General features: G+C 71.5%; 21 protein-coding genes and 1 tRNA gene. 10 read left to right on the forward strand and 12 right to left on the reverse strand.

The annotated features are described in order from the left end of the window. The first annotated feature begins 160 nt into the window (after positions 1–160). Together LIX60_RS18410 and LIX60_RS18415 are read left to right on the forward strand one after the other, a co-directional pair. Positions 161–700: a winged helix-turn-helix domain-containing protein gene (locus LIX60_RS18410; protein ID WP_227959425.1), complete on the forward strand. Its 540-nt coding sequence runs from the start codon at positions 161–163 to the stop codon at positions 698–700. Further along, positions 697–1,224: a transposase gene (locus LIX60_RS18415; protein ID WP_265585546.1), complete on the forward strand. Its 528-nt coding sequence runs from the start codon at positions 697–699 to the stop codon at positions 1,222–1,224. The genes LIX60_RS18410 and LIX60_RS18415 overlap by 4 nt, the downstream gene beginning before the upstream one ends. 430 nt (positions 1,225–1,654) lie before the next feature. Here the strand turns inward: LIX60_RS18415 and LIX60_RS18420 are convergent, their stop codons facing one another. From LIX60_RS18420 to LIX60_RS18430, 3 genes are read right to left on the reverse strand one after another with little or no spacing between them, the layout of a single operon-like run. After that, positions 1,655–2,050 carry a hypothetical protein gene (locus tag LIX60_RS18420; RefSeq protein WP_227959427.1) on the reverse strand — a complete coding sequence of 132 codons (396 nt, stop codon included), beginning with the start codon at positions 2,048–2,050 and terminating at the stop codon, positions 1,655–1,657. Continuing rightward, a complete protein-coding gene (locus LIX60_RS18425; RefSeq protein WP_227959428.1) occupies positions 2,047–2,400 on the reverse strand; it encodes a hypothetical protein in 354 nt (117 codons plus the stop codon). Before LIX60_RS18425 ends, LIX60_RS18420 begins: the two co-directional genes overlap by 4 nt. After that, positions 2,400–2,804 (reverse strand): ATP-binding protein, encoded by a 405-nt coding sequence (locus LIX60_RS18430; RefSeq protein WP_227959429.1) that lies wholly within the window; start codon positions 2,802–2,804, stop codon positions 2,400–2,402. Before LIX60_RS18430 ends, LIX60_RS18425 begins: the two co-directional genes overlap by 1 nt. A gap of 213 nt (positions 2,805–3,017) precedes the next feature. Here LIX60_RS18430 and LIX60_RS18435 point away from each other — a divergent pair, with 213 nt between their 5' ends. Both LIX60_RS18435 and LIX60_RS18440 read left to right on the forward strand, forming a co-directional pair. Then, positions 3,018–3,326, forward strand: a complete 309-nt coding sequence (locus LIX60_RS18435; RefSeq protein ID WP_227959430.1) for a putative quinol monooxygenase — start codon at positions 3,018–3,020, stop codon at positions 3,324–3,326. Beyond that, positions 3,323–4,546, forward strand: coding sequence for a helix-turn-helix domain-containing protein (locus tag LIX60_RS18440; protein ID WP_227959431.1), 1,224 nt, complete (start codon positions 3,323–3,325; stop codon positions 4,544–4,546). The genes LIX60_RS18435 and LIX60_RS18440 overlap by 4 nt, the downstream gene beginning before the upstream one ends. Before the next feature lie 138 nt (positions 4,547–4,684). Here LIX60_RS18440 and LIX60_RS18445 read toward each other — a convergent pair. Together LIX60_RS18445 and LIX60_RS18450 are read right to left on the reverse strand one after the other, a co-directional pair. Then, positions 4,685–4,760 (reverse strand) — tRNA-Arg (locus LIX60_RS18445). A gap of 231 nt (positions 4,761–4,991) precedes the next feature. Next, positions 4,992–5,465 (reverse strand): MarR family winged helix-turn-helix transcriptional regulator, encoded by a 474-nt coding sequence (locus LIX60_RS18450; RefSeq protein WP_227959432.1) that lies wholly within the window; start codon positions 5,463–5,465, stop codon positions 4,992–4,994. Positions 5,466–5,537: 72 nt separating this feature from the next. Here LIX60_RS18450 and LIX60_RS18455 point away from each other — a divergent pair, with 72 nt between their 5' ends. Beyond that, positions 5,538–5,912: a cupin domain-containing protein gene (locus LIX60_RS18455; protein WP_227959433.1), complete on the forward strand. Its 375-nt coding sequence runs from the start codon at positions 5,538–5,540 to the stop codon at positions 5,910–5,912. Between the two features lie 56 nt (positions 5,913–5,968). Here the strand turns inward: LIX60_RS18455 and LIX60_RS18460 are convergent, their stop codons facing one another. From LIX60_RS18460 to LIX60_RS18475, 4 genes are all read right to left on the reverse strand, one after another. Further along, complete coding sequence (locus LIX60_RS18460) at positions 5,969–6,601, reverse strand: hypothetical protein (protein WP_227959434.1); 633 nt, start codon at positions 6,599–6,601, stop codon at positions 5,969–5,971. A gap of 151 nt (positions 6,602–6,752) precedes the next feature. Then, complete coding sequence (gene htpX, locus LIX60_RS18465; protein WP_227962822.1) at positions 6,753–7,658, reverse strand: zinc metalloprotease HtpX; 906 nt, start codon at positions 7,656–7,658, stop codon at positions 6,753–6,755. Positions 7,659–7,663: 5 nt separating this feature from the next. Next, positions 7,664–7,945 (reverse strand): hypothetical protein, encoded by a 282-nt coding sequence (locus LIX60_RS18470; RefSeq protein WP_228429500.1) that lies wholly within the window; start codon positions 7,943–7,945, stop codon positions 7,664–7,666. After that, positions 7,942–8,826: a PspA/IM30 family protein gene (locus LIX60_RS18475; RefSeq protein ID WP_227959435.1), complete on the reverse strand. Its 885-nt coding sequence runs from the start codon at positions 8,824–8,826 to the stop codon at positions 7,942–7,944. The genes LIX60_RS18470 and LIX60_RS18475 overlap by 4 nt, the downstream gene beginning before the upstream one ends. Positions 8,827–9,160: 334 nt before the next feature. On the opposite strand from LIX60_RS18475, the gene LIX60_RS18480 reads away from it, so the two are divergent. Further along, the gene (locus LIX60_RS18480) at positions 9,161–11,785 is read left to right on the forward strand and encodes an FUSC family protein (protein ID WP_227959436.1); all 2,625 of its coding nucleotides are present in this window, start codon (positions 9,161–9,163) and stop codon (positions 11,783–11,785) included. 113 nt (positions 11,786–11,898) lie between these two features. On the opposite strand, the gene LIX60_RS18485 is transcribed toward LIX60_RS18480, so the two are convergent. Beyond that, a complete protein-coding gene (locus tag LIX60_RS18485; protein ID WP_227959437.1) occupies positions 11,899–13,608 on the reverse strand; it encodes a M6 family metalloprotease domain-containing protein in 1,710 nt (569 codons plus the stop codon). Positions 13,609–14,027: 419 nt separating this feature from the next. On the opposite strand from LIX60_RS18485, the gene LIX60_RS18490 reads away from it, so the two are divergent. Continuing rightward, the gene (locus LIX60_RS18490; RefSeq protein WP_227959438.1) at positions 14,028–14,678 is read left to right on the forward strand and encodes a TetR/AcrR family transcriptional regulator; all 651 of its coding nucleotides are present in this window, start codon (positions 14,028–14,030) and stop codon (positions 14,676–14,678) included. A gap of 485 nt (positions 14,679–15,163) precedes the next feature. After that, positions 15,164–16,720 carry an MFS transporter gene (locus LIX60_RS18495; RefSeq protein WP_227959439.1) on the forward strand — a complete coding sequence of 519 codons (1,557 nt, stop codon included), beginning with the start codon at positions 15,164–15,166 and terminating at the stop codon, positions 16,718–16,720. A gap of 199 nt (positions 16,721–16,919) precedes the next feature. Here LIX60_RS18495 and LIX60_RS18500 read toward each other — a convergent pair whose 3' ends face one another. Then, entirely contained in the window at positions 16,920–17,423 is a 504-nt protein-coding gene (locus LIX60_RS18500) for a MarR family winged helix-turn-helix transcriptional regulator (RefSeq protein ID WP_227959440.1), read from the reverse strand. 174 nt (positions 17,424–17,597) lie between these two features. Here LIX60_RS18500 and LIX60_RS18505 point away from each other — a divergent pair, with 174 nt between their 5' ends. After that, entirely contained in the window at positions 17,598–18,413 is an 816-nt protein-coding gene (locus LIX60_RS18505; protein ID WP_227959441.1) for a dioxygenase, read from the forward strand. Between the two features lie 57 nt (positions 18,414–18,470). On the opposite strand, the gene LIX60_RS18510 is transcribed toward LIX60_RS18505, so the two are convergent. After that, complete coding sequence (locus tag LIX60_RS18510; protein ID WP_227959442.1) at positions 18,471–19,028, reverse strand: GNAT family N-acetyltransferase; 558 nt, start codon at positions 19,026–19,028, stop codon at positions 18,471–18,473. Between the two features lie 163 nt (positions 19,029–19,191). Here LIX60_RS18510 and LIX60_RS18515 point away from each other — a divergent pair, with 163 nt between their 5' ends. Then, entirely contained in the window at positions 19,192–20,217 is a 1,026-nt protein-coding gene (locus LIX60_RS18515) for an RNA polymerase sigma factor RpoD/SigA (RefSeq protein ID WP_227959443.1), read from the forward strand. Positions 20,218–20,534 lie beyond the last annotated feature (317 nt).

A 20,534-nucleotide genomic window follows, 5' to 3' on the forward strand; every position in this document is an offset into this window, starting at 1 on the left:
ACCCGTTTCTACACATTGGAAATTTTGGGCACTTTGGCCAGGCTTGTCACTCAACCATCAGTTCAGGCTCTGAACACCAGTTCTAAAACTGGCTACTGACCTTCAAAGCGTGGTGTCGGTGGGGGCTGACGGTTCGTGATCCCTGCGGTATGCCGGTTGTATGAGGTATGCGCAAGGCGGTGGGCTGACCGATGAGCGGCGGGCCTTCCGCGAGAAGTTGAGGATGGCGGCGGCCGAGCGGTTCGTTCAGGGCGAGGAGAACACGGTCATCGCTCACGACCTGCGGGTCAGCGTCCGGTCGGTGCAGCGCTGGCGCCGGGCGTGGTCCCAGGGCGGGTCGAGGGCCCTGGTCTCGAAGGGTCCGGCCTCGTTGCCGCTGCTGAGCGACGAGTTGTTCGCCGTGCTGGAGCGTGAGCTGGACAAGGGACCGGTGGCGCACGGCTGGCCGGATCAGACCTGGACCCTGTCACGGATCAAGACGCTCATCGGTCGCCGGTTCCACAAGAGCTACACGGTGCAGGGAGTGGCCGCGCTGCTCAAGCGGCATGGCTGGAGCTGTCAGGTTCCGGCCCGCCGGGCGGTGGAGCGCGACGAGGCGGCGGTGGCCGGCTGGGTGAAGGAGACCTGGCCGAGCGTGGAAGGACCGTGGCGGCGCTCGACGCCTGGCTCGTCTTCGAGGACGAAGCCGGCTTCTCGATGACGCCGCCCACAACCCGTACGTGGTCCCGCCGCGGCCGCACGCCCGTGGTGCGGGTGCGGGGCCGCTCCCGCCGCCGGTTATCGGTCGCCGCCCTGGCCTGCTACAAACCCGGCGAGTCCTCCCGGCTGATCTACCGGCCCCGCCCCGACGCCCGGCCCGACGGCCGCAAAAGCTTCTCCTGGAAGGACTACCGCGACTTGATCCAGGCCGCCCACCAGCAGCTCGGCAGCCCGATCGTGCTCGTCTGGGACAATCTCAACACCCACCTTGCGGCTGGGATGCGCCGCTACATCGCCGACCGCGACTGGCTCACCGTCTACCAACTCCCGCCCTACACACCGGACCTCAACCCGGTCGAGGGCATCTGGTCGGTACTGCGACGCACCACCACTGCCAACCGCGCATTCGCCGACCCGCACGACCTGATCACCGCCGTCCGACAGGGCCTACGCCGGCTCCAATACCGCCACGACGTCCTCGACGGCTGCCTCACTGGAACCGGCCTCCAACGCAATCCACCATGACGACACCACGCATTCAAGGTCAGTAGTGGCCGATCTGAGGTCGGCGGAGCGGCTTTGGGCTGGAGCTGCTTTGGCGCGAGTGATCATGGCCCCGTAAGCTTCCGGCGCGTCGGGCAGTCTGTGGACCTGCCCGGTGAAGCACGACGTTGGGGCCATGATCTGCGAGGCTCGCGCCAAAGTGGCTGCGTAAAGCCGTGGAGCCGACGGCCCCAGCCACGACGTACCCTTTCTACGGCAAGCAGCTGATTGCTGAGCGCGCGGGACGGGCGCCGGCCGGGGTGGAGCGGGACGGAGGCAGGAGCGCAGGCCCGGCCGGGGGCCGGGCCGCGCGCGGCGAGCGAAGCGAGCCGACTTGAACCCGTACTGAAGATTTCTACTCAGTGGCGGTGGGGCTGCTGTCCGGTCCCGGTAGATGCCTGACGCTTCGGCTTCAGCTCGTGGTGGGCCGCTGCTTGAAGAGCAGGGCGCATGGTGGGAGTTCTCGGTTCTGACGGTGTGCCAGGACGAGGAACAGGGCCGGGCGTGCGGTCCATTCGATGCGGGTGTCTGCCTGGCTGATCGTGACGGTGCACAACTCGCCGTCGGACAAGGCCGGAGCGTCGGTGCGGTGCCCTGTGGTGAGCCAGGCGTCGGCCCTGGTGGCAGCTTCTACGTCGAGTGATGGGCTGATCGTCCGGAGCGCTACTCGGATCCAGTTGATGGCCTCGGCCGTCGTCGTGGCGTCGAAGGAGGCGAGCAGGACCGGGGCTTGGCCGGTGGCTGCGGTCTGGGCCCAGCATTCGCACCAGTAGCCGCGGGTGAGGGTGCTCTGTGGGTGGTGGGTCATCGCGGGCTTCCCGTGGGGTGGGCCGAGAGGATGTAGCGGGTGGCTTCCTCGGCGAGGGCGAAGGAGTACGGCTTGCCCCGGGCGAGGGTGGCTAACGCTCGTTCGTTCTCGGCGTGGTCGTGGATCCAGTGGCGGGCCGGCCGGGCTGCGGTTGGGTCGAGCTGGTCGGCGATGTCCCGGGCCCGGCCGTGCAGCCAGCGCATGGCCAGGCGGGGAGTGCTCGCGAGGTGGTGGCCGAGCTGGAAGGTGCGGCCGTCTGCGGGGGTGTAGGCGATGGCCTGGCACCAGCAGTCGGCCGCCGTGGTGCCGAGCGGCAGTCGGCGGGTCGTCTGTTGGTCGTGGGCTGTCATCAGCACCGGTGCTCTCCGGCGCGGGGCATGGGGAGTTCGGCGGTGATGGTCCGGCCGCGGTGGTCGCCATGGACCTCGACCCGCCCGGCGAGTGCGGCGACGATGCCGAGTCCTCGGCCGCAGGTGGCTTCGGTGTCGGGGTGGTGGAACTCCGGTTTGGTGTCCGTGGTTCCGGTGTCGGTCACCGAGACGGTGAGGGTGTGCGCGGTCTGGTTGAGGGTGACGTGGAAGGTCCCGGCCGGGGTGCCGCTGGTGGTGTGGCGGAGGGCGTTGGTCGCCAGCTCGCTCACGATCAGTTCTGCCGTTGCTGCGGTGGTCGGGTCGCTGAGGCATTGGACGGTGAAGCGACGCGCGTTGTGGATCTCTTCCGGGTGGCCGGGGAAGGCGCGGCGGTATGTGGGCATGGCATTCCTCCATGGCGCTCACCTGCGGCTTTCCTGTTCGGTCGGGCCATTGTGCTGACCCGGATCAGGTAGAGCCGTACAATAAGTACTAGCACCGTACCCGGCGTGTGAGTACCTGAAGTGCCAGATCGCACTATTAGTGCGGGTGGCAGGGGTGGGACGTCACTCGAAAGCGGGAGGTGCCCCAGGCAGTCACAGGAGGGAGACCGCGAGATGTTCGGATTGATGGTCCGCTTCACCTGCAAGGACGAGGAAGCGGCGGCCGGGTTCGACGCGCTGGTCGCGCGGACCGGTGAGCAGATCAAGGCCCATGAGCCCGGAACGCTGATCTACACCGTGCACCGAGTGGAGGGCCGGCCGCTGGAGCGCATCTTCTACGAGCTCTACCGGGATGAGGCAGCTTTCCAGGTGCACGAGGAGCAGGACTACGTGAAGGTGTTCCTCGCTGAGCGTGGGCAGTATCTGTCCTCCACCGAAGTCGATCGCTTGGACTTCGTGTCCGGCAAGGGTGTGGCGGTGTGAGTCCCGACTATGAGAAGGCGCTCGGGCGCAAGATCGCCTTCAACCGCAAGCGTCGTGGCTTCTCGCAGAAGGAGTTCGCCGCTCTCCTGGACCGGTCGGAAGCCTGGGTGTCCCAGGTGGAGCGCGGGGTCCGGCGTATCGACCGGATGACGGTCCTGGAGAAGGTCGCCGATGTCCTCGACGTGCCGCTCGCCGAGCTGGCCGCTGAGGCGCCCGTCGTCGCGTCGGCCGCCGTGGAGCCGCCCGGCGCCAGCCGACTCCGCCTGGTCCTGAGCGCGGCCCACTCCCTCAAGGCGATCCTCGGGCAGCATGACGAGCCGGACATTCCCGCGCTCCGATCCCAGGTGGAACGCGCCTGGACGCTGACCCATGAGGGCAACTACGCCGATCTCTCCGAGCTGCTGGCCGAGCTGGTACCCGCCCTGGAAGCGGCCGTGCGGTCGGCGCCGGAGCCGGAGCGTCCCGAGCTGTTCCGGCTCCTGGCCGGCATGTACCACACGTGCAGTGCGGCCCTGGCGAACATGGGGGAGCCGGAAGCGGCCTGGATCGCCGTGGACCGCTCCGTCGTCGCCGCCGAGCGGGCCGGTGATCCGCTGCTGATGGCGGCCGGGGAGTTCCGTCTCTCGATCGTCTTCCTCGGCGCCCGCCACTACGACCAAGCCGCCCAGGTGTCCGGCACCGCTGCCGACGCCTTGCAGCCGCTGGCCGAGTCCGGCGACGTTCAGGCCGTCGCCCTCCGTGGTGCCCTTACCCTGCAACGCGCCGTCGCCGCTGCCCGCGCCAATCAGGCCGATGACTCCTACGAGTGCATCCGGCAGGCCCGGGAGATGGCCGAGCGGGTCGGCCCCGGCCGCAACGACTACAACACCGAATTCGGCCCCACCAACGTCGACTTGCACGAGATCGCCGTCGCCGTGGACCTCGGGGATGCCGGAGTCGCGCTGCGCACAGCTGCCCGGGTGGACGCCTCGTCCCTGTCGTCCGAGCGGCAGACGCGCTTTCAGCTCGACGTGGCCCGGGCGCACGCCCAACGGCGTCAGATCGCCGATGCCGTGACGGCCGTACGGGCGGCACGGAACCACTCGCCCGACATCGTCCGCGCCATGCCCGCAGTGAAGCAGCTCGTGTCCGACCTGCTGGCCATGAGCCGGGCACCGTCGGAGGAACTGCGGTCACTGGCAGTCGAACTGGGCGTACACGAAGCTGCCTCCCGCGCCTGAAGTGCGGTTGGCGCCCAGCGGGAGGGCATCGACCACTGGATCGTCTGCTCAAGGGGTGTCATCGGCGTGGGTGACCCCGCCGATGATGAAGCGAATGCCAAAACGCCCCGGACCATGATCGGTCCGGGGCGTTTTGGCTGGTGCCCCCGGCAGGATTCGAACCTGCGACACCCGCTTTAGGAGAGCGGTGCTCTATCCCCTGAGCTACGGAGGCTGGACTGTGGCGGCGGACCCGGTGAGGGGCTTCGCCGCCGCGGTCAGTGTAGCGGGTGGGGGTCCGGGGGCCACCGGGTTGCCCCAGCGGATGGTGACGGTTGCCCAGCGCCGCCTCAACGGCCACTCACGATCACCGGGCAAGCCGCCGGAACGGTCCGCACCCTCCAGTGCAGCGGGTGTTCGGTGCGGTCCGCCGGATGGCCTCGGTTGGTTGAGCAGCAGGAGTACGTCACCAGACGGGGCGCAGTGGCGGGATCGAGTCGCCCGCCAACGTGCGGATGATGGCCGCGAGCTCGGCTCGGGGGACCTCCAAGCCGGCCTCGTGCAGGCGCTTGGTCAGCTGTGCTTCGAGCTGGTGCAGGATCCTTCCGGCCACGGCCAGGTGATCCGTCGCCTTGGGCGTCAGGACGACGAGCTTGCGCCGTCCACCGGCCGGGTGTGGTCGGCGCTCGACGTATCCCCGCATCTCCAGGTCGTCGAGGATCTGGCCGGCGGCCTGCTTGGTGACCCCGAGGTGCTCGGCGAGTTCACTGCTCGTGGCACCGTCGCCGTGGAGCACTTGGAAGACCAGGCCGTGCATGGGGCGGAGGTCCGCGTAGCCGACGGCGTCCAGACGGCTGACGAACTCGGAGAGGACCACCTGGAAGGCCATCCCGAGCAGGAAGGTGAGCTCGGTGCGCTCGAGGGGCTCGTTGGTCTCCATCGGTTCATCTTGACACACCCGTATAAAGTCCCTTTACTCGCATGAGTAAAGTTACTTTATGCGGGAGGTTTCATGCACGTGGTCAGTGAGAGCGAGCAGCGGACGACCACCACGCCCGCCGGCTCGATGTATGGATTGGCGGGTCCCAGCCAGGGGAGCGCAGAGGTCAGCACCTGGCGTGTGGAACTTGGCGCGGACGCATCCACCCCGGTGCACGTCATCGATCGCGAACAGGTGTGGATGCCTCTGTCGGGTGTGTTCGAAGCCGAGGTGGACGGCAGGACCGAAGAGGTCGGTGCCGGTCAGGCACTCATTCTTCCCGCCGGTGCGGTGCGGCGGCTCAAGGCTGTCGGCGGCTCCGCGGAGGCCCTGGTCGCCATGGCCGTCGACGGCAGGGCCATGCTGCCCGGCAGTGACAAGAGGATCCCTCTGCCCTGGGCGGAATGACTCCGCGGGCGGGCAGGCACATCCGCCGGGCGGCCTGCCGAGCCGGGCCCGCCCCGTCACAGACCCGGGGCGCCCCAGAGGGGGAACCAGCGGCTCAGGTCTTCCTCTAGGCGGAGGTCGTCCTTGATGGCTGCCTTGATCTGGAGTTCCAGTGGGTTGTCGCGCTTCTCGCCGGGGAGGGGCGCGAAGGGGTAGAACGTGCCGCGCTTGTAGAGGTACACCAGCGCGAGCGGGCGCTGTTCGGTGTTGCGGAAGGTGACGAGGGAGCAGAGCAGTTGCGGGCCGAAGCCGCTGTCCTGGAGGGCGGTGTTCACCGCGTGCAGGTCGTTGACCAGGGCGGGCAGTTCGTCCGGGGGGCGGCGGGACAGCAGCCAGGAGTAGCCGAAGTCGTCGCGGATCAACTCCACCGGTACGCCGCCGCGTTCGGAGTCCGCGTCCAGCAGGGCCCGGACTTCCTGGCGGACCTCGGTGAACGCGCCGCCCTCGATGGTGGCGAAGCAGACCGAGCCCGCTCCGGTCGGGGTGAAGCCCGCGGCCGCCTGCAGGGTGATCGCCGCCGAGGGGAGGCCGAAGAGCTGGTCGAGGTCGGGCCGTACGGGTTTGCTCCGGCCGAGCAGCGCGTTCCAGAAGCCCGGTGTGCCGCGGCCCCGGTCCCGGGCCCTTCCCGTGGCGTCCCGGCTTCTTCTCATCGTGGGCCTGCTCCTCTCCGGGGCGACGGCGCGTCGGACTGCCGCCGGTTGTCGTGAGCCCTGTCGCGGGGCAGTGCCGAGTTCGGGTCCGGGTCCGCCCCGGTTCTGCTGGCCTCGGTCCGGGGATCCGCGTTCGCCGCCCTCCTCGTTCTCACCGCTGCCCGCCGCCGCCCAGTTGTGCGGCGATCTCCTCGAGTGCCTCCAGGCGGCGTTGCAGGGTGGGGTGGGTGGAGAACATGTTCGCCACCGCCGTGCCCGGGCGGATGGCGGGGGTGAAGAAGAACGCGTTGAACGCCTGGGCGGTGCGCAGGTCCCGGGTGGGGATCCGGGCCACGTCGCCGCTGACCTTCGTCAGCGCCGAGGCCAGGGCCGACGGCTTGCCGGTGAGCATGGCCGCGGCCCGGTCGGCGGCGAGTTCGCGGTAGCGGGAGAGGGCCCGGATGAGCAGGAAGCTGAGGGCGTAGACGAGCGCGGAGACCGCCATCACCATCGCCAGCACCGCCGCCGTGTTCTGGTCGCGCCGGCCGCCGAACAGCTGCGAGTAGAAGGCGAAGCGGACGACGAGCCCGGCCAGTACGCCCAGGAAGGAGGCGATGGTGATCACCGCCACGTCCCGGTGCGCCACATGGGACAGCTCGTGCGCGAGGACGCCTTCGAGTTCCTCGGTCTCCAGCCGTCTCAGCAGCCCGGTGGTGACGCAGATGACGGCGTGGTCCGCGTTCCGGCCGGTGGCGAAGGCGTTGGGCAGGTCCATGTCGGAGACGGCGACCCGGGGTTTGGGCATGTCGGCGGTGGCGCACAGCCGGTCCACCACCCCGTGCAGCTGGGGCTGCTGTTCCGGGGTGACGAGATGGCCGCGCATGGCATAGAGGGCGATCCGGTCGGAGAACCAGTACTGCGCCCCCAGCAGCCCCGCGGCGATGACGATCACCAGGACCAGGGATTCGAGCAGCACGATCAGCGCGGCGACGAACGCCACGTACACCAGCCCGAGCAGGAACATCGTGAGCGCCATACGGGTGGTCAGCCCGCGGTCGGGCTCGAAACGGCTGCGCATCGCCATCACCCCGGGATCAGGCCCTCGTCGGTGAGCAGATCCCGCACCTGGGACAGGCTCGTGTCCTCGTCGGGCAGGACCAGGTCCGAGACGGTGATCATCTCGTCCGGTAGCCGGGTGCCGAGGGTGCGCACCGCCCCCACCAGGGCCGACAGGGCCGCGGTGAACGCTGCCGCGTCGTCCGCCCGCGCCGCCGACTGCAGCGCGGAGTCGAGTTTGTTGAGGCGGTCGAGGTGCTTCTCGTCGATCTCGTACTGGCCCTCGCCGAGAATGCGGGTGATCATCATGTCGCCTCCTGGTCCGGCGGACGGCGGCTCTCCCGGGCTGCCGTGGCGTCCCGGGCCTGCCGGGCGTGCCGGTCCTCCCGGTCCTCCCGGTCCTGGTCCTCCCGGCCCTGGCCCTCCCGGTCCTGGTTCTGCCGGTCCTCCGCGGAGCCGCTTTCGACCGCCGCCGGGCCTCCGGACGACGCGATCTCCGTCTTCATCCGCGCCAGCTCGGTCTCCACGTCCCCCTCCGCCGTCACGGCGTCGAGTTCGGCCCGGAGATCGTCGCGGCCGGCCGGGAGCGTGGCGTCCTCCAGCGCCCCGGTGGCCATCAGCTCGTCCAGGGCGGCGGAACGCGCCTGCAACTGCTCGGTCCTGTCCCGGGCGCGCTCCACGGCCAGGCCGACATCGCCCATCTCCTCACCGATGCCGGTGACCGCCTCGGTGACGCGGCTCTGGGCCTCCGCCGCCGTGTAGCGGGCCTTGATGGTCTCCTTGCTCGTGCGGAAGGTGTCGGTCTTCGCCTGGAGGCGCTGCGCGGCCAGGGTGAGCTTCTCCTCCTGGGCCTGGAGCGACGCGTGCTCCTCCCGCAGCTCCGTGAGGCGCGAGCCGGCGGCCGTGCGCCGGTCGAGGGCTTCGCGCGCCAGGTCCTCGCGGCCGGCGGCGAGTGCCTGTCCCGCCTGGTCCCGCAGGGTTTCGGCCGACTGCCGCAACCGGTCCGCCTGCTGCTCCACGCGCTTGCGTGCGGCCGCCACATCGGCCAGGCCGCGCCGGACCTTCTGCAGGAGTTCGAGTTGCTGCTGGTAGGAGTAGTCGAGGGTCTCGCGGGGGTCCTCGGCCCGGTCCAGGGCCCGGTTCGCCTTCACCTGGAACAGACCGGCGACGCGTTGGGCGATGCTGGGCACGGCGGTCGCCCTCCTCTCCGTTGCCGGGTTTCCGAGTGTCCGGGTCGTGCCGGGGAAAACCAGCCGGGCGGTGCCGGGTCCGGCCGGTGCGCGGAAGAGCCGTGGTGCGGCCGGGCGTCACCCTCAGCCTCCTCCGGCCGGCCGGTGCGCGACAGGGCCGGGTGGTACCCGCTTCGGGAGCCGCCGGACGCCGGACGGCTGTTCGGGACCCCGCGGGTACGAAGCCGTGCCCCGGCACCTTCGCACCCGACCGCACAGAGCCGCCACGAACGCGGGGAACGGGCAGGTGGCGGGGGACATGGGAGCGGCCGCCCCGGGTAGGGAAGCGGGCGACATGATCTCCTCAGCTGCTGATGCCGGCGGGCCCGGACCCCGCCGGGACGCGCGCCGCGCGCTGTCGCGGCGCGTACGGCTGCCCCTGCCGGCCTCCGACCCCGGGCTGCTGCGGCTCACGGCTGCCCTGCGCACCGTGCTGTCGGTCGGACTGACCCTGGCCGTGCTGGCGCTGCTGGGCGTTCCCCTGCGGATCCAGGTCACCGGTGCCATGGCGGCGCTGATCTCGACCTTCGCGGTCAGTGAGACCCGCCTCCGGGACCAGGCCGTGACGCTCGCGCTCGGGCTGCCGGTCGCGGGCGCGACGGTCGCCGCCGGTACGGCGCTGGCACCGCACCGCATCGCCGCCGACACCGTCTTCGTCCTGGTCATCTTCGGCGCCGTGTACGTACGGCGGTTCGGGCTGCGGGGCAAGGCGCTCGGGATGATCGCCTTCCAGATGTTCTTCATCGCCCAGTTCGTGCAGGTGGAGACGGCACGGCTGGCTCAGGTGGGGCTCGCGCTGCTGGTGGCCTTCGGCTGCGGAGCGCTCGTACGGTTCGGGCTGCTGCGCGTGACGCCCGAACAGACACTCGATCTGCTGATGGGTTCCTTCCGCACCCGGCTGCGGCAGGCCGTCGGCGCCATGGCCGCCATGGCCGCCATGGCCGCACTGGCCGAGGCGGCGGAGCGGGACGGGCCGGCCGGGGAGTCGAACGGACCGGCGGTTGCCGGGGGCTCGGCGGTGTCCGGGAAGCCGGCGGCTCCGGCCGCGCCGGCCGGGGGAGGGCCCGACGGCACCGGACGGGAGCGCGCCGAGCGACGGCTGCGGCAGCGGATCGTACGCCTGCACGAGGGCGCGCTGATGATCCAGGACCGGCTGGAGGACAGCACCCCCGACGCCTCCACGGCGGAGGCCGTACAGCGCCGCATCGCGGGCATGGAGGTCACCGCCGAGCGGCTGGCCGCTGTCCTGCTGGACGGCGAACGCCCGCCGCACAACCCACTGGTGACCGTCCGGCTGCGCGAGCTGTACGAGGCCGTCGGCCGGGACTGGCTGCAGAAGCGCACCCCCGTCGGCCTCGCCCACGTACGGGACCGGCTGCTCGGCTACCGCGAGAACGAGAACCTCACCGGACTCCCCGCGGGCGACCAGGAAGCGCTGCGCGCCATGGGGGAGCTGGCGTTCAGCGTGCTGGGCCTGCGGGTCGCCCTGGGCGCGGCGGACGGCGACGACGAGAACGACAGCCCCCGCACCCGCCAGTACCGCGAGGAGCTGGAGACCGAGGAGCTGTCCCGGCGGGCCGAGAGCGGTCTGCGGGCGGAGAGGGGCCCGCGGGCGGACAGCAGTCTGCGGGCGGAGAGCAGCCTGCGGGGCCGCCCGGACGCGGAGAAGACGCCGGCGGACGAGGGGACCGCGGAACCGGGCGGTCTGCGGCGGCCGAGCACCCGTACGGCCTTCCAGGTCACCGTCGGCTCGGCGATGGCCATTGTCGGCGGCGAGCTGCTGTCGCCGCAGCGCTGGTACTGGGCCGTGCTCACCTGCTGGGTGGTCTTCCTCGGCACCGCCTCCACGGGCGAGATCCTCGTCAAGGGCTACCGGCGGCTGGCCGGTACGGCCGTCGGCGTGGTGGCGGGCGCCGGGCTCACCGGGCTCGTGGCCGGCCACACCGGTGTGTCCTTCGCGCTCATCCTCTTCTGCGTGTTCGCCGCCTTCTACTTCGCGCCCGTCTCGCACACCCTGACGTCGTTCTTCATGACGGCGATGCTCGGCCTGCTCTTCACCCTCCTCAACACCTACAGCCGGGACATCTTCGTGCTGCGCGTCGAGGAGACCGCGATCGGCGTCGTCTGCGGACTCACGGCCGCGCTGCTCGTGCTGCCCATCCGGACCGCCGAACACACCGACGAACTCCTCCGCACGGTGCTGGAACGGTTGAGCGATGTGACGCAGGAGGCGGTACGGCGGCTCAGCGGCGAGCGGCCGGGGGTGTCCGGCGGCGCACCGCCGGGCGCCCGGGGCGACACTGTTGCCCCGGCGGTGCCTGGTGCGGGGGAGGGCTCCGGCGCGCCTGCGCCTGCGTCCGTCCCGCCCCTCCCGTCCACCCCGTCCGCCCATCCCGTCGATCTGCTGGAGGCCGCCCGGGAACTCGACGACGCCCTGGACGGTCTGCGGTCCGCCGTGCAGCCGCTGACCCACCCCGTGAGCCCGCTGCGCTCGCGGAGCCAGACCGCCCGCTATGTCGTCGCGCTGCTGGACAGCGCCGCGTACCACGCGCGCGGACTGGCCGCCGTCGCCGAACAGTTGACCGGTGACAGCCGCATCACCCCCGACCCTCGCGTCGCCGCCGCGGCCGGGCGGCTCACGCGCAATCTGCGGACCCTCACCCGGAGCCTGGAGGAGCCCGAGGAGCAGCGGGACGAGGCGCTGCTGCCGGGGTCCGACACCCTCACCATCGCGGTCATCGACCATCCCTCCCGCTCACCGGTCGGTTCGCGGGTGGCCCGGCACATCCACCGGCTGGACGAGATCGTCATCGGCCTGGCCGAACCGCTGGGCGTACGGGTGGAGGGTGCGCGGGGTGCTGGGGATGCTGGGGGTTCTCGGGGAGGGGCGGGTGCAACGGGTGAGACCGCCGCCGGGTAGCGCGTCGGCCCTGCCCGTGCGGGTGCGGGCCGGCAGGTGCGGACCGGGCAGGTGCGGGTGCCCGGCAGAGCGGCCCGGACGGGTGCGGGCGCCGGTTGGTGCGGCGGGGAGGGTCAGGGCCTCGTCACGGTGATCCGGTGGGTGCCGTCCGGCTCCCGGCCGGTGACCTCGACCGCGACGCCCGTCCGCGCGTCCCGGTAGCGCTCGCCGACGCCGAAGGGCGCGTCGGTCAACTCCGCGGCGACATTGGGCAGCCGGGCGCAGCCGCCGCTGGCCGGTGTGCTGTCCCGCACCTCCACGGGGCCCCGGCCGGTCTCCACCCGGGTGTCGACCCAGTAGACCAGCACCCCGGGCTTGCACACCGCCTCGTCGTTGCCGGAACGGGTACGGACCTCGATGGCGTAGCCCGTGCTGTCGGTGACCGGTACGTACACCAGTTTGGTCTGCCGGGTCTGCCGGGTTGGTCGAGCCCGGTGGCTGCGGGATGGGGAGGCAGCGGCGGCTGAAGCGTTCCGGTCCGAGGTGTCCGCGGCCCGCCCGGCCGCCGGGTCTCCCGGTCGGGGGTGCCCGGTCCCGGCCTCCGCCCTGCCGGCCCCGCCGGCCCTGCCGGCCCCGTCCGCCCCGTAGCCCCCGGCGTCCTCGTGACCTCCGCCCTCCTCGTCCGCCACGGCCTGCTCGTACCCGTCCGTCCCGCCGTTGCCGCCGCCGTTCCCCCCGGCGTCCCGCTTCCCGAGCGGGCGGATCGTGTGCCGGCTGCGCCCGCTGCCGTTGGCGCACTCGACGTGCCGGTCGTCGTCCAGCCAGCCGAGCTTGCGTTTGTGCCAGCCGAGGAAGTCGTTCCCCGGCCCCCAGTCCTCCGACATCAGATCCCAGTGGCCGGCCTTGTTGCCGCCGCCGTCGTCGGTGTAGAGGTCGGGCAGGCCCAGGGAGTGGGCGTTCTCGTGCGGCAGTACCCGGTACGCGTTGGCCGCTGCCCCCGGTGAACCGTCGTTCTGGCGGCTGTAGATGAACGAGATGCGGTTCAGGGGGACGCCGTCGGCCTCGGGGGCGTCGGCGATCCCGGTGAAGCTGACGGACAGCACGGTCTCCGCGGCGGGCGGCCCGGCGTTGGGGGTGACCAGTACGTTGATCAGGTCGTAGCGGCCGAAGTCGATCCGGTCGTCGGCGGTCCGCGCGAGATCCTCGATGAGCCTCCGGTAGCCCGGCTCGTAACCGGCACCGCGTTCGATGCCGTACGAGGAGAACGGGCGCGGCATCCGCAGCCAGCCCTTGACGGGGGTCTCGGCGCGGTAGTCGAGGGCGCCGTAGGAACTGGCCGCGTACCAGTCGGCGGTCGCCGGAAAGAACTCGGCGAAGCGTTCGCGGGCGCTGCCCTCCCCGCGGACGTCCGGGAAGTCGATCATCAGGGTGAGGGCGCGGAGCGTGCCGGTGCTGGGGGCATGCCCCGGCGGGGTGGGGATCCCCTCGGACATCTGTATGCCCTCGGCGTGGCCCGGGACGCAGGTGGAGCCGGTCTGTGCGAGGGAGGGCGCGCCCGGGCCGGGGTGGGTGACGGGGACGGCGGCCGGCGCTGCCGCCATGGATATGGATACGGAGGTGAGGGCGAGCGCGGCCGTCGTCAGCCGGGTCCGGGGATGGAGCCGGGGCCGGGGCCGGGAGGGGGAGTACGGCCGGGCAGGAGACGGGGAGGCCCGGCCACCCAAGGGGTGCGCGCCCGCCGCGCGCACGGGGCCCGTGCGGTGGCCGGTGCCGCGGCCCGGGCGGGTGCCGTCGGCCGGGCGGTTACCGCCGGTGGGGCCCGGCCGGGGGACGTCCTGCTGCATACGGCCGCCTTCGTGATCGGGGCGGCCGTCCTGCGCCCCGGCCGCTCGCTGGTGTGATCACCGTGCGCCGAATGCCTGTACGGGCGCACGCGATGAGCGGCCGAACGTGGGGAAACGGTGCTCCGATCGGGGGCCGGGGCGGCCGGGGGTGTTTCCCGGCCGGTGCCCGCCCCGGACGAGTGACGGGCATCACAGCGGGCTGCGAAATAACCGGGGACCCATTCCCCGTTCTGGCAGATGTTCGGTGAACCGGGGAGGACTTCCCCGGTTCACGGTCCGGCAATTCAGCGGATCCCCCGGGAAGGCTGAGAGCCGTGAACACCGAACACGGGACCGAGAACTCGGAAACCGAGAACCCAAGACGGGGGACCGGGAACCCGGGAACCGAGAAGAGCGGGAAGACCGGAAGGAGCGCCGTCGTGAACCCCCTCGCCACCCCACCGGTGTGCAAGCCCGAACCACGGCTGCGCGCCGACGCCCTGCGCAACAGGGAACGGATCGTCGCGGCGGCCCGGGAGATGTTCGTCGAGCACGGACCGGACATCCCGCTCGACGAGGTCGCCCGCCGCGCCGGCGTCGGCAATGCGACGCTCTACCGGCACTTCACCGACCGGGTCGAGCTCGTCCGCCGCGTCACCCTCTACGTCACCGACCGTGTCGCCGACGAGGCGGCGGCGGCGCTCGCGGAGGAGGCCGACGGCTTCGAAGCGCTGAGCCGCTTTGTCCACGCGGCCGTCGCCGAGCGGGTCGGTGCCCTGTGCCCGCTGCTCGCGGGGGTCGCTCAGGAGGACGGGGAACTGGCCGCGGCGCGCGAGCGGTTGGAGCGGGCGGTCGAAGCGCTGGTGAAGAGCGCCAAGAGCTGCGGTCGGCTGCGGGCCGACGTCGAGATCGGCGATCTCATGGTGGTCCTCACCCAGCTCACCCGTCCGCTGCCCTCCAGCGGGTGCCTGGACTTCGACAGCTTCGTCCACCGGCACCTGCAGCTCTTCCTGGACGGGCTCCGGGCCCCGGCCCGTTCCCGGCTTCCCGGATCCGCCGCCACCTTGGAGGACCTCCGGCAGAGACCCTGACGCCCCGGCCCGCCGAGACCGGGACAGGACCGGCAACCGGCCCGGAGCACAAGAGCCACCGGGGCCCGGCACCACGGACCGTGCGATCGCCAGGGTCCGGCCGACAGGCCGCCGATACCCACCGAACCGCCGATACCCACCGATCTCCACCGACCACCGACCACCAGACCGTCCACCCCACCGCGCCCCACCGGCCGGACCGGACCACACCACAGCCCACAGAAGACCCGCGGGATCCGACGGATCCGGGATTCCGCGCCCCAAGGACCCCGCCGGCCCCACCCGGCGCCGGGCCCGCGGCCGTCCACGCCCGAAAGCGTGCCCTCCCCCGGGAGTGCCCGACGGCCCCGGAGCGTGCCCGGCCTCCCCCCACCGGTCCTGCCAGCAGGAGTTCCCTTCCGGGCGCTTCGTCACATCGTCACTGCACGCACCGTCTTTTCGTCATCGCGTTACTCAGAACTCCGTACCGACAGGGGGACCCCGTCATGCCCGACACCGAACAGCGGCAGGCACCTGATCCGCTGCGCTGGAAAGCGCTGGTCTTCATCGCGCTCGCCCAGCTCATGGTGGTGCTCGACGCGACCATCGTGAACATCGCCCTGCCCTCGGCCCAGGCCGACCTGGGCATATCCGACGGCAACCGGCAGTGGGTCATCACCGCCTACGCCCTGGCGTTCGGCGGGTTGCTGCTCTTCGGCGGCCGGGTCGCCGACCTCTGGGGCCGCCGCCGCACCTTCGTCATCGGCCTCATCGGCTTCGCGGTGGCCTCGGCGCTCGGGGGCGCCGCCGTCAACACGGCCATGATGCTCGGCGCCCGCGCCCTCCAGGGCGTCTTCGGCGCGCTGCTCGCGCCGGCCGCGCTCTCGCTGCTGGCGGTGACGTTCACCGAGGCCCGGGAGCGGGCCAAGGCGTTCGGCATCTACGGCGCCATCGCGGGCGGTGGCGGCGCCATCGGCCTGATCCTCGGCGGACTGCTCACCGAGTACCTGGACTGGCGCTGGACCTTCTACGTCAACATTCCGTTCGCCGTCATCGCCGCCGCGGGCGCGCTCTTCGTCATCAAGGAGCCGGCCGAGGGCCGCAACCCGTCCCGGCTGGACATGCCCGGCGTCTTTCTGGCGACCTCCGGCCTGGTCGCGCTCGTCTACGGATTCACCCGTGCCGAGGCCGACGGCTGGCGCGCCGGACCGACGGTCGGCCTGCTCACCGCGGCGGGCCTGCTCCTTCTGGCCTTCGCCATCGTGGAGTCCCGGGTGCGCAACCCGCTGCTTCCGCTGCGCGTGGTGACGGAACGGAACCGGGGCGGCGTCTATCTGTCGCTGGGACTGGCGATCATCGGGATGTTCGGGCTGTTCCTCTTCCTGACCTACTACCTCCAGGTCGTGAAGGCCTACAGCCCCGTCACCACCGGTCTGGCGTTCCTGCCGATGGTCGCGGGCATGATCACCGGTTCCACCCAGATCGGCGCCCGGCTGATGAACCGGGTCCGGCCACGGCTGCTGATGGCTCCGGGCTTCCTGGTCGCCGCGCTCGGCCTGCTGATCCTGACCCGGATCGACGTCGGAACCCCGTACGCGACCGTGATCCTGCCCGGGCTGGTGCTGATGGGCCTCGGTATGGGCACGGCCTTCATGCCGGCCATGAGCCTCTCCACCTACGGAGTGCAGCCGCAGGACTCGGGTGTCGCCTCCGCCATGGTCAACACCTCGCAGCAGGTCGGCGGCGCGATCGGCACCGCGCTGCTGAACACCGTCGCGGCCAGCGCCACCACGGCGTACGTCACCTCGCACGCGGCGGGTGCCGGATCCGCCGCGGGGGCGGTGGAAGCGCTGCGGCTCCAGGCGATGGTGCACGGCTTCACGACGGCGATCTGGTGGGCGGTGGCCATCCTGGTGCTGGCGGCCGTGGTCGCGTTCACGCTGGTCAACGCCCAGCGGCAGGGCGCGGTGGCGGTCACCCGCCCGGACCGGGACGAGCCGGAGGGCCAGGGCGGCGAGGGGGAGAAGGGCGACGAGCTCACGGTCCCCGTGTTCGCGCACTGACCCGCTGACCCGCTGACCCGCCTGCCGGGAAGGACCTCGCTCCGGGGGGAGCGAGGTCCTTCTTGCTGTGCCGTGCTGTTCTTTGCCGGCTGTGACTTTCCGTGCCGGACCGCTTCAGCCGCCGTGCCGGACCGTTCCCGTCGCCGCAACTGTGGAGAGGGCCCTTGGCCCCAACCCTCGGCGGAGCCGGGCTCGACCCTCAGCGGAGCCAGGGGAGGTCGGCGTCCGCGCTGTCGGGCTGGAGCCCTTCGGCGACCAGCCGGCAGATCTCACCGAACTGTTCGACCTGCTGCGGGCTCAGGCGGTCGAACAGCGCGGCCCGTACGGCCGCCACATGGCCCGGTGCCGCGCGCTCCAGTACGGCCTTCCCCTGTTCCGTGAGGACGGCGAACTGGCCCCGCTTGTCGGACGGGCAGCTCTCCCGGCGTACCCACCCGTTGTTCTCCAGACGCGCTATGGCGTGGGACAGCCGGGAGCGAGTGATCTTGGAGTTGCGGGCCAGTTCGGTCATCCGCATCCGGCGCTCCGGTGCCCCGGAGAGCTGGACCAGCAGGCCGTAGTAGACGTGCGGCATCCCCGCGTCGCGCTGCAACTGGCGGTCGAGGTGATCGTCCAGCAGAGCGGTGGCGTGCAGATATGCCTGCCACGTGCACTGTTCTTCGTCGCTGAGCCAGCGGGGCTCGCCGCCGGGGGGCGTCGTCATGCCCCCACCGTACAGAAGCTTGAAGGTTAAATGAAACGGGCGTACGGTGAGACCAGAGCTTGAACTATCAAATATGTGGTCCGGTGAGCCGGCCGACCGACCGGCTGCCCGTCCCGCCAGCCGTCACCGATCGCACGCGCCAGCAGCGCAAGCCGCGCCAGCCCGGGAGCCGCCATGTCCGCCACCGCCACCGCCACCGCCTCCGCCTCCGGCGAGCGCATGCCCGCCCTCTACCTCAGCCACGGCGCGCCGCCGCTGGCCGACGACCCCGTCTGGCCCGGCGAACTCGCCGCCTGGGCCGCCGGGCTGCCGCGACCCCGCGCGATCCTGATGGTCTCCGCCCACTGGGAGGAGGCCCCGCTCGCCCTGGGCGCCACGGAGACCGTGCCCCTCGTGTACGACTTCTGGGGTTTCCCCGAGCACTACTACCGGGTCCGCTACGCCGCCCCCGGCGCCCCCGGGCTGGCCGAACGCGTCCGCAAGACCCTGCGCACCGCCGGCACCCCGGTCCAGGACGTCCCCGACCGCGGGCTCGACCACGGGGCCTATGTGCCGCTCGCCGAGATGTACCCGGACGCCGGCATACCCGTCCTCCAGATCTCCCTCCCCACCCTCGACCCGGAGCAGCTGCTGCGGATCGGCCGCAAGCTCGCACCCCTGCGCGACGAGGGCGTGCTGATCGTCGGCAGTGGCTTCTTCACCCACAACTTGGCGGCGCTGCGCCACCCGGGCGGCGGGGTGCCGGGCTGGTCGGCCGAGTTCGACGACTGGGGGCGGCGCGCGCTGGACGGCGGTGACGTCGACGCACTGCTCGACTTCCGGCACTCCTCCCCGGCCGGTGAACTCGCCCACCCGCGCACGGAGCACTTCGCACCGCTCTTCGTCACCCTCGGGGCGGCCGACGCCGCCGGAGACCTCGGCAGCGGACGCAGCGTGATCGACGGCTTCTGGATGGGGCTGGCGAAGCGCTCGGTGCAGTTCGGCGGCTGAGCCGGGGGGCCGTGCCGGGGGAGCCGCCGGGGCCCGTGGGCCGGTGCCGGCGGAGCCCTACTCGGTTCCTCCGGACCCGACGGACCCGAGCCGCCGCTCGAACCAGGCGACGTCCCAGTACCGGCCGAACTTCCGGCCCGCCTCGTGGAACGTGCCGACCCTGCCGAAGCCGAAGCGCTCGTGCAGCCGCACCGAGGCGGCGTTGGGCAGCGTCACCCCCGCGTAGGCGCGGCGGAGGTCCTGGGTCTCCAGGATGCGGAAGAGCTCCGTGTAGAGACGGGTGCCGACGCCCCGGCCGCCGGCGTCCGGGGCGCAGTAGACGGTCACCTCGGCCGAGGTGGCGTAGGCCGCTTTGGGGCGGAAGGGGCTGCTGGTGGCATAGCCGAGAATGCGGCCCCCGCCGTCCCCGGACGAGTCCTCCACGGCAACCAAAAGACGGTGCGGGCCGTCCTCAGGGTGGGAGAGCAGCCAGGGGCGGCGCTGTTCGGCCGTGAAGGGCTCGGTGTCGAACGTGATGGGCGTCTCACGGACGTAGTGGTTGTAGAGGTCCGTCAGCTCGTGGAGGTCCCGCTCCCCACCCGGTCTGACCAGCACTTCTGTACGCCGGCTCGCCATTGCTCCCCCATCTGTGGCCGGACAGGGTACTGCATGATCGGGAAAAACGGTGGTCGGCATGGGAATTCTGTCCGGATTGCAGTCGTTGTTTCCATCGGAACGGGCACCCGGTTGGGTGTACGTCCGCCACAGACCGCGACCTACTCATCGTAAGGGAGCACGCATGGCAACCCGTGCCGTCGCCCGTCGTCAGCCCGCCGCCTCCGGTGTGGATGACCGGGCCAACAGTGTTCGCGCCGTAGGCGAGATCGCCGATCGCGACCTGGTCGGCATGTACCTCGACGAGATCGCGCGCACACCGCTGCTCGACGCCGCCAAGGAGGTCGAGCTGTCCCAGGCCATCGAGGCGGGCGTGTACGCCCAGCGGATCCTCGACGGAGACGCCGGCGCGGACGGCGGGACCGCCCGGCCCGAGGTCAACGCCGCCGGGGCGAGCCGCGAAGAGCTGAAGGCGATCGCCGCTCAGGGCGAGCGCGCCAAGGACGTCTTCATCCGCTCCAACCTCCGGCTCGTCGTCGCCGTGGCGCGCCGCTACCCGCGCAGCGGGCTCCCTCTGCTCGACCTCATCCAGGAGGGCAACGCCGGCCTGGTCCGCGCGGTCGAGAAGTTCGACTACACCAAGGGCTTCAAGTTCTCCACGTATGCCACGTGGTGGATCCGGCAGGCCATCACCCGTTCCATCGCGGACCAGTCCCGGACCATCCGGCTGCCGGTCCACCTGGTCGAGGAGCTCGGCCGTATCCGGCGCGTGCAGCGGGAGTTCAACCGCGAGCACGGCCGCGAGCCGGACCACGCCGAGATCGCCAAGGAGCTGGGCTCCAAGGCCGAGCGGATCACCGATGTGCTCGACTGGGCCCGCGACCCGGTCAGCCTCAACATGTCCGTGGACGACGAGGGCGAGACCCAGTTCGGCGACCTGCTGGAGGACACCTCCGCGGCCTCGCCCGAGCAGTCCGTGATGATCATGCTCCGCCGTGAGGAGCTGGACGACCTGATCGGCAAGCTCGACGACCGCACCGCGTCGATCATCAAGATGCGGTACGGCATCGACGACGGCAAGGAGCGCACGCTCACCGAGGTCGGCAAGCAGCACGGCCTCACCCGTGAGCGGATCCGGCAGATCGAGAAGCACGCCCTGCTGGAACTCAAGAAGATGGCCCGCGACACGGGCTTCGACGCGGCGGCCTGACCGCCGCCTGCCGGCGGCGGGAACGGCCCGCTCCGCCGCCCCACCGCGCAGAGCCCCGGCGCCACCAGGCGACCGGGGCTCTGCGCGTGCCGCGCCACCGGTGGGCCCCGCCGGATGTCCTCCGGGAGGCCGTGCCGCCACGGTTCCTTCCGCCCGGGCGTCTTCCCGGCCGCCTCCCCGGACACCGGGACGGCTCCACGGGGGCGCCGCTCGCGCGCCCTCCCCGATATCCGTTCCTGCCCGAGTGTGCCCGAACATGTTTACTTCTTCCCGTTCCAGTCGTAGCCTGCCGGTGAAACCACACGATCGGGCAGCGA

The sequence above is a fragment of the Streptomyces sp. S07_1.15 genome (assembly GCF_020739505.1).
Lineage (GTDB): Bacteria > Actinomycetota > Actinomycetes > Streptomycetales > Streptomycetaceae > Streptomyces > Streptomyces xinghaiensis.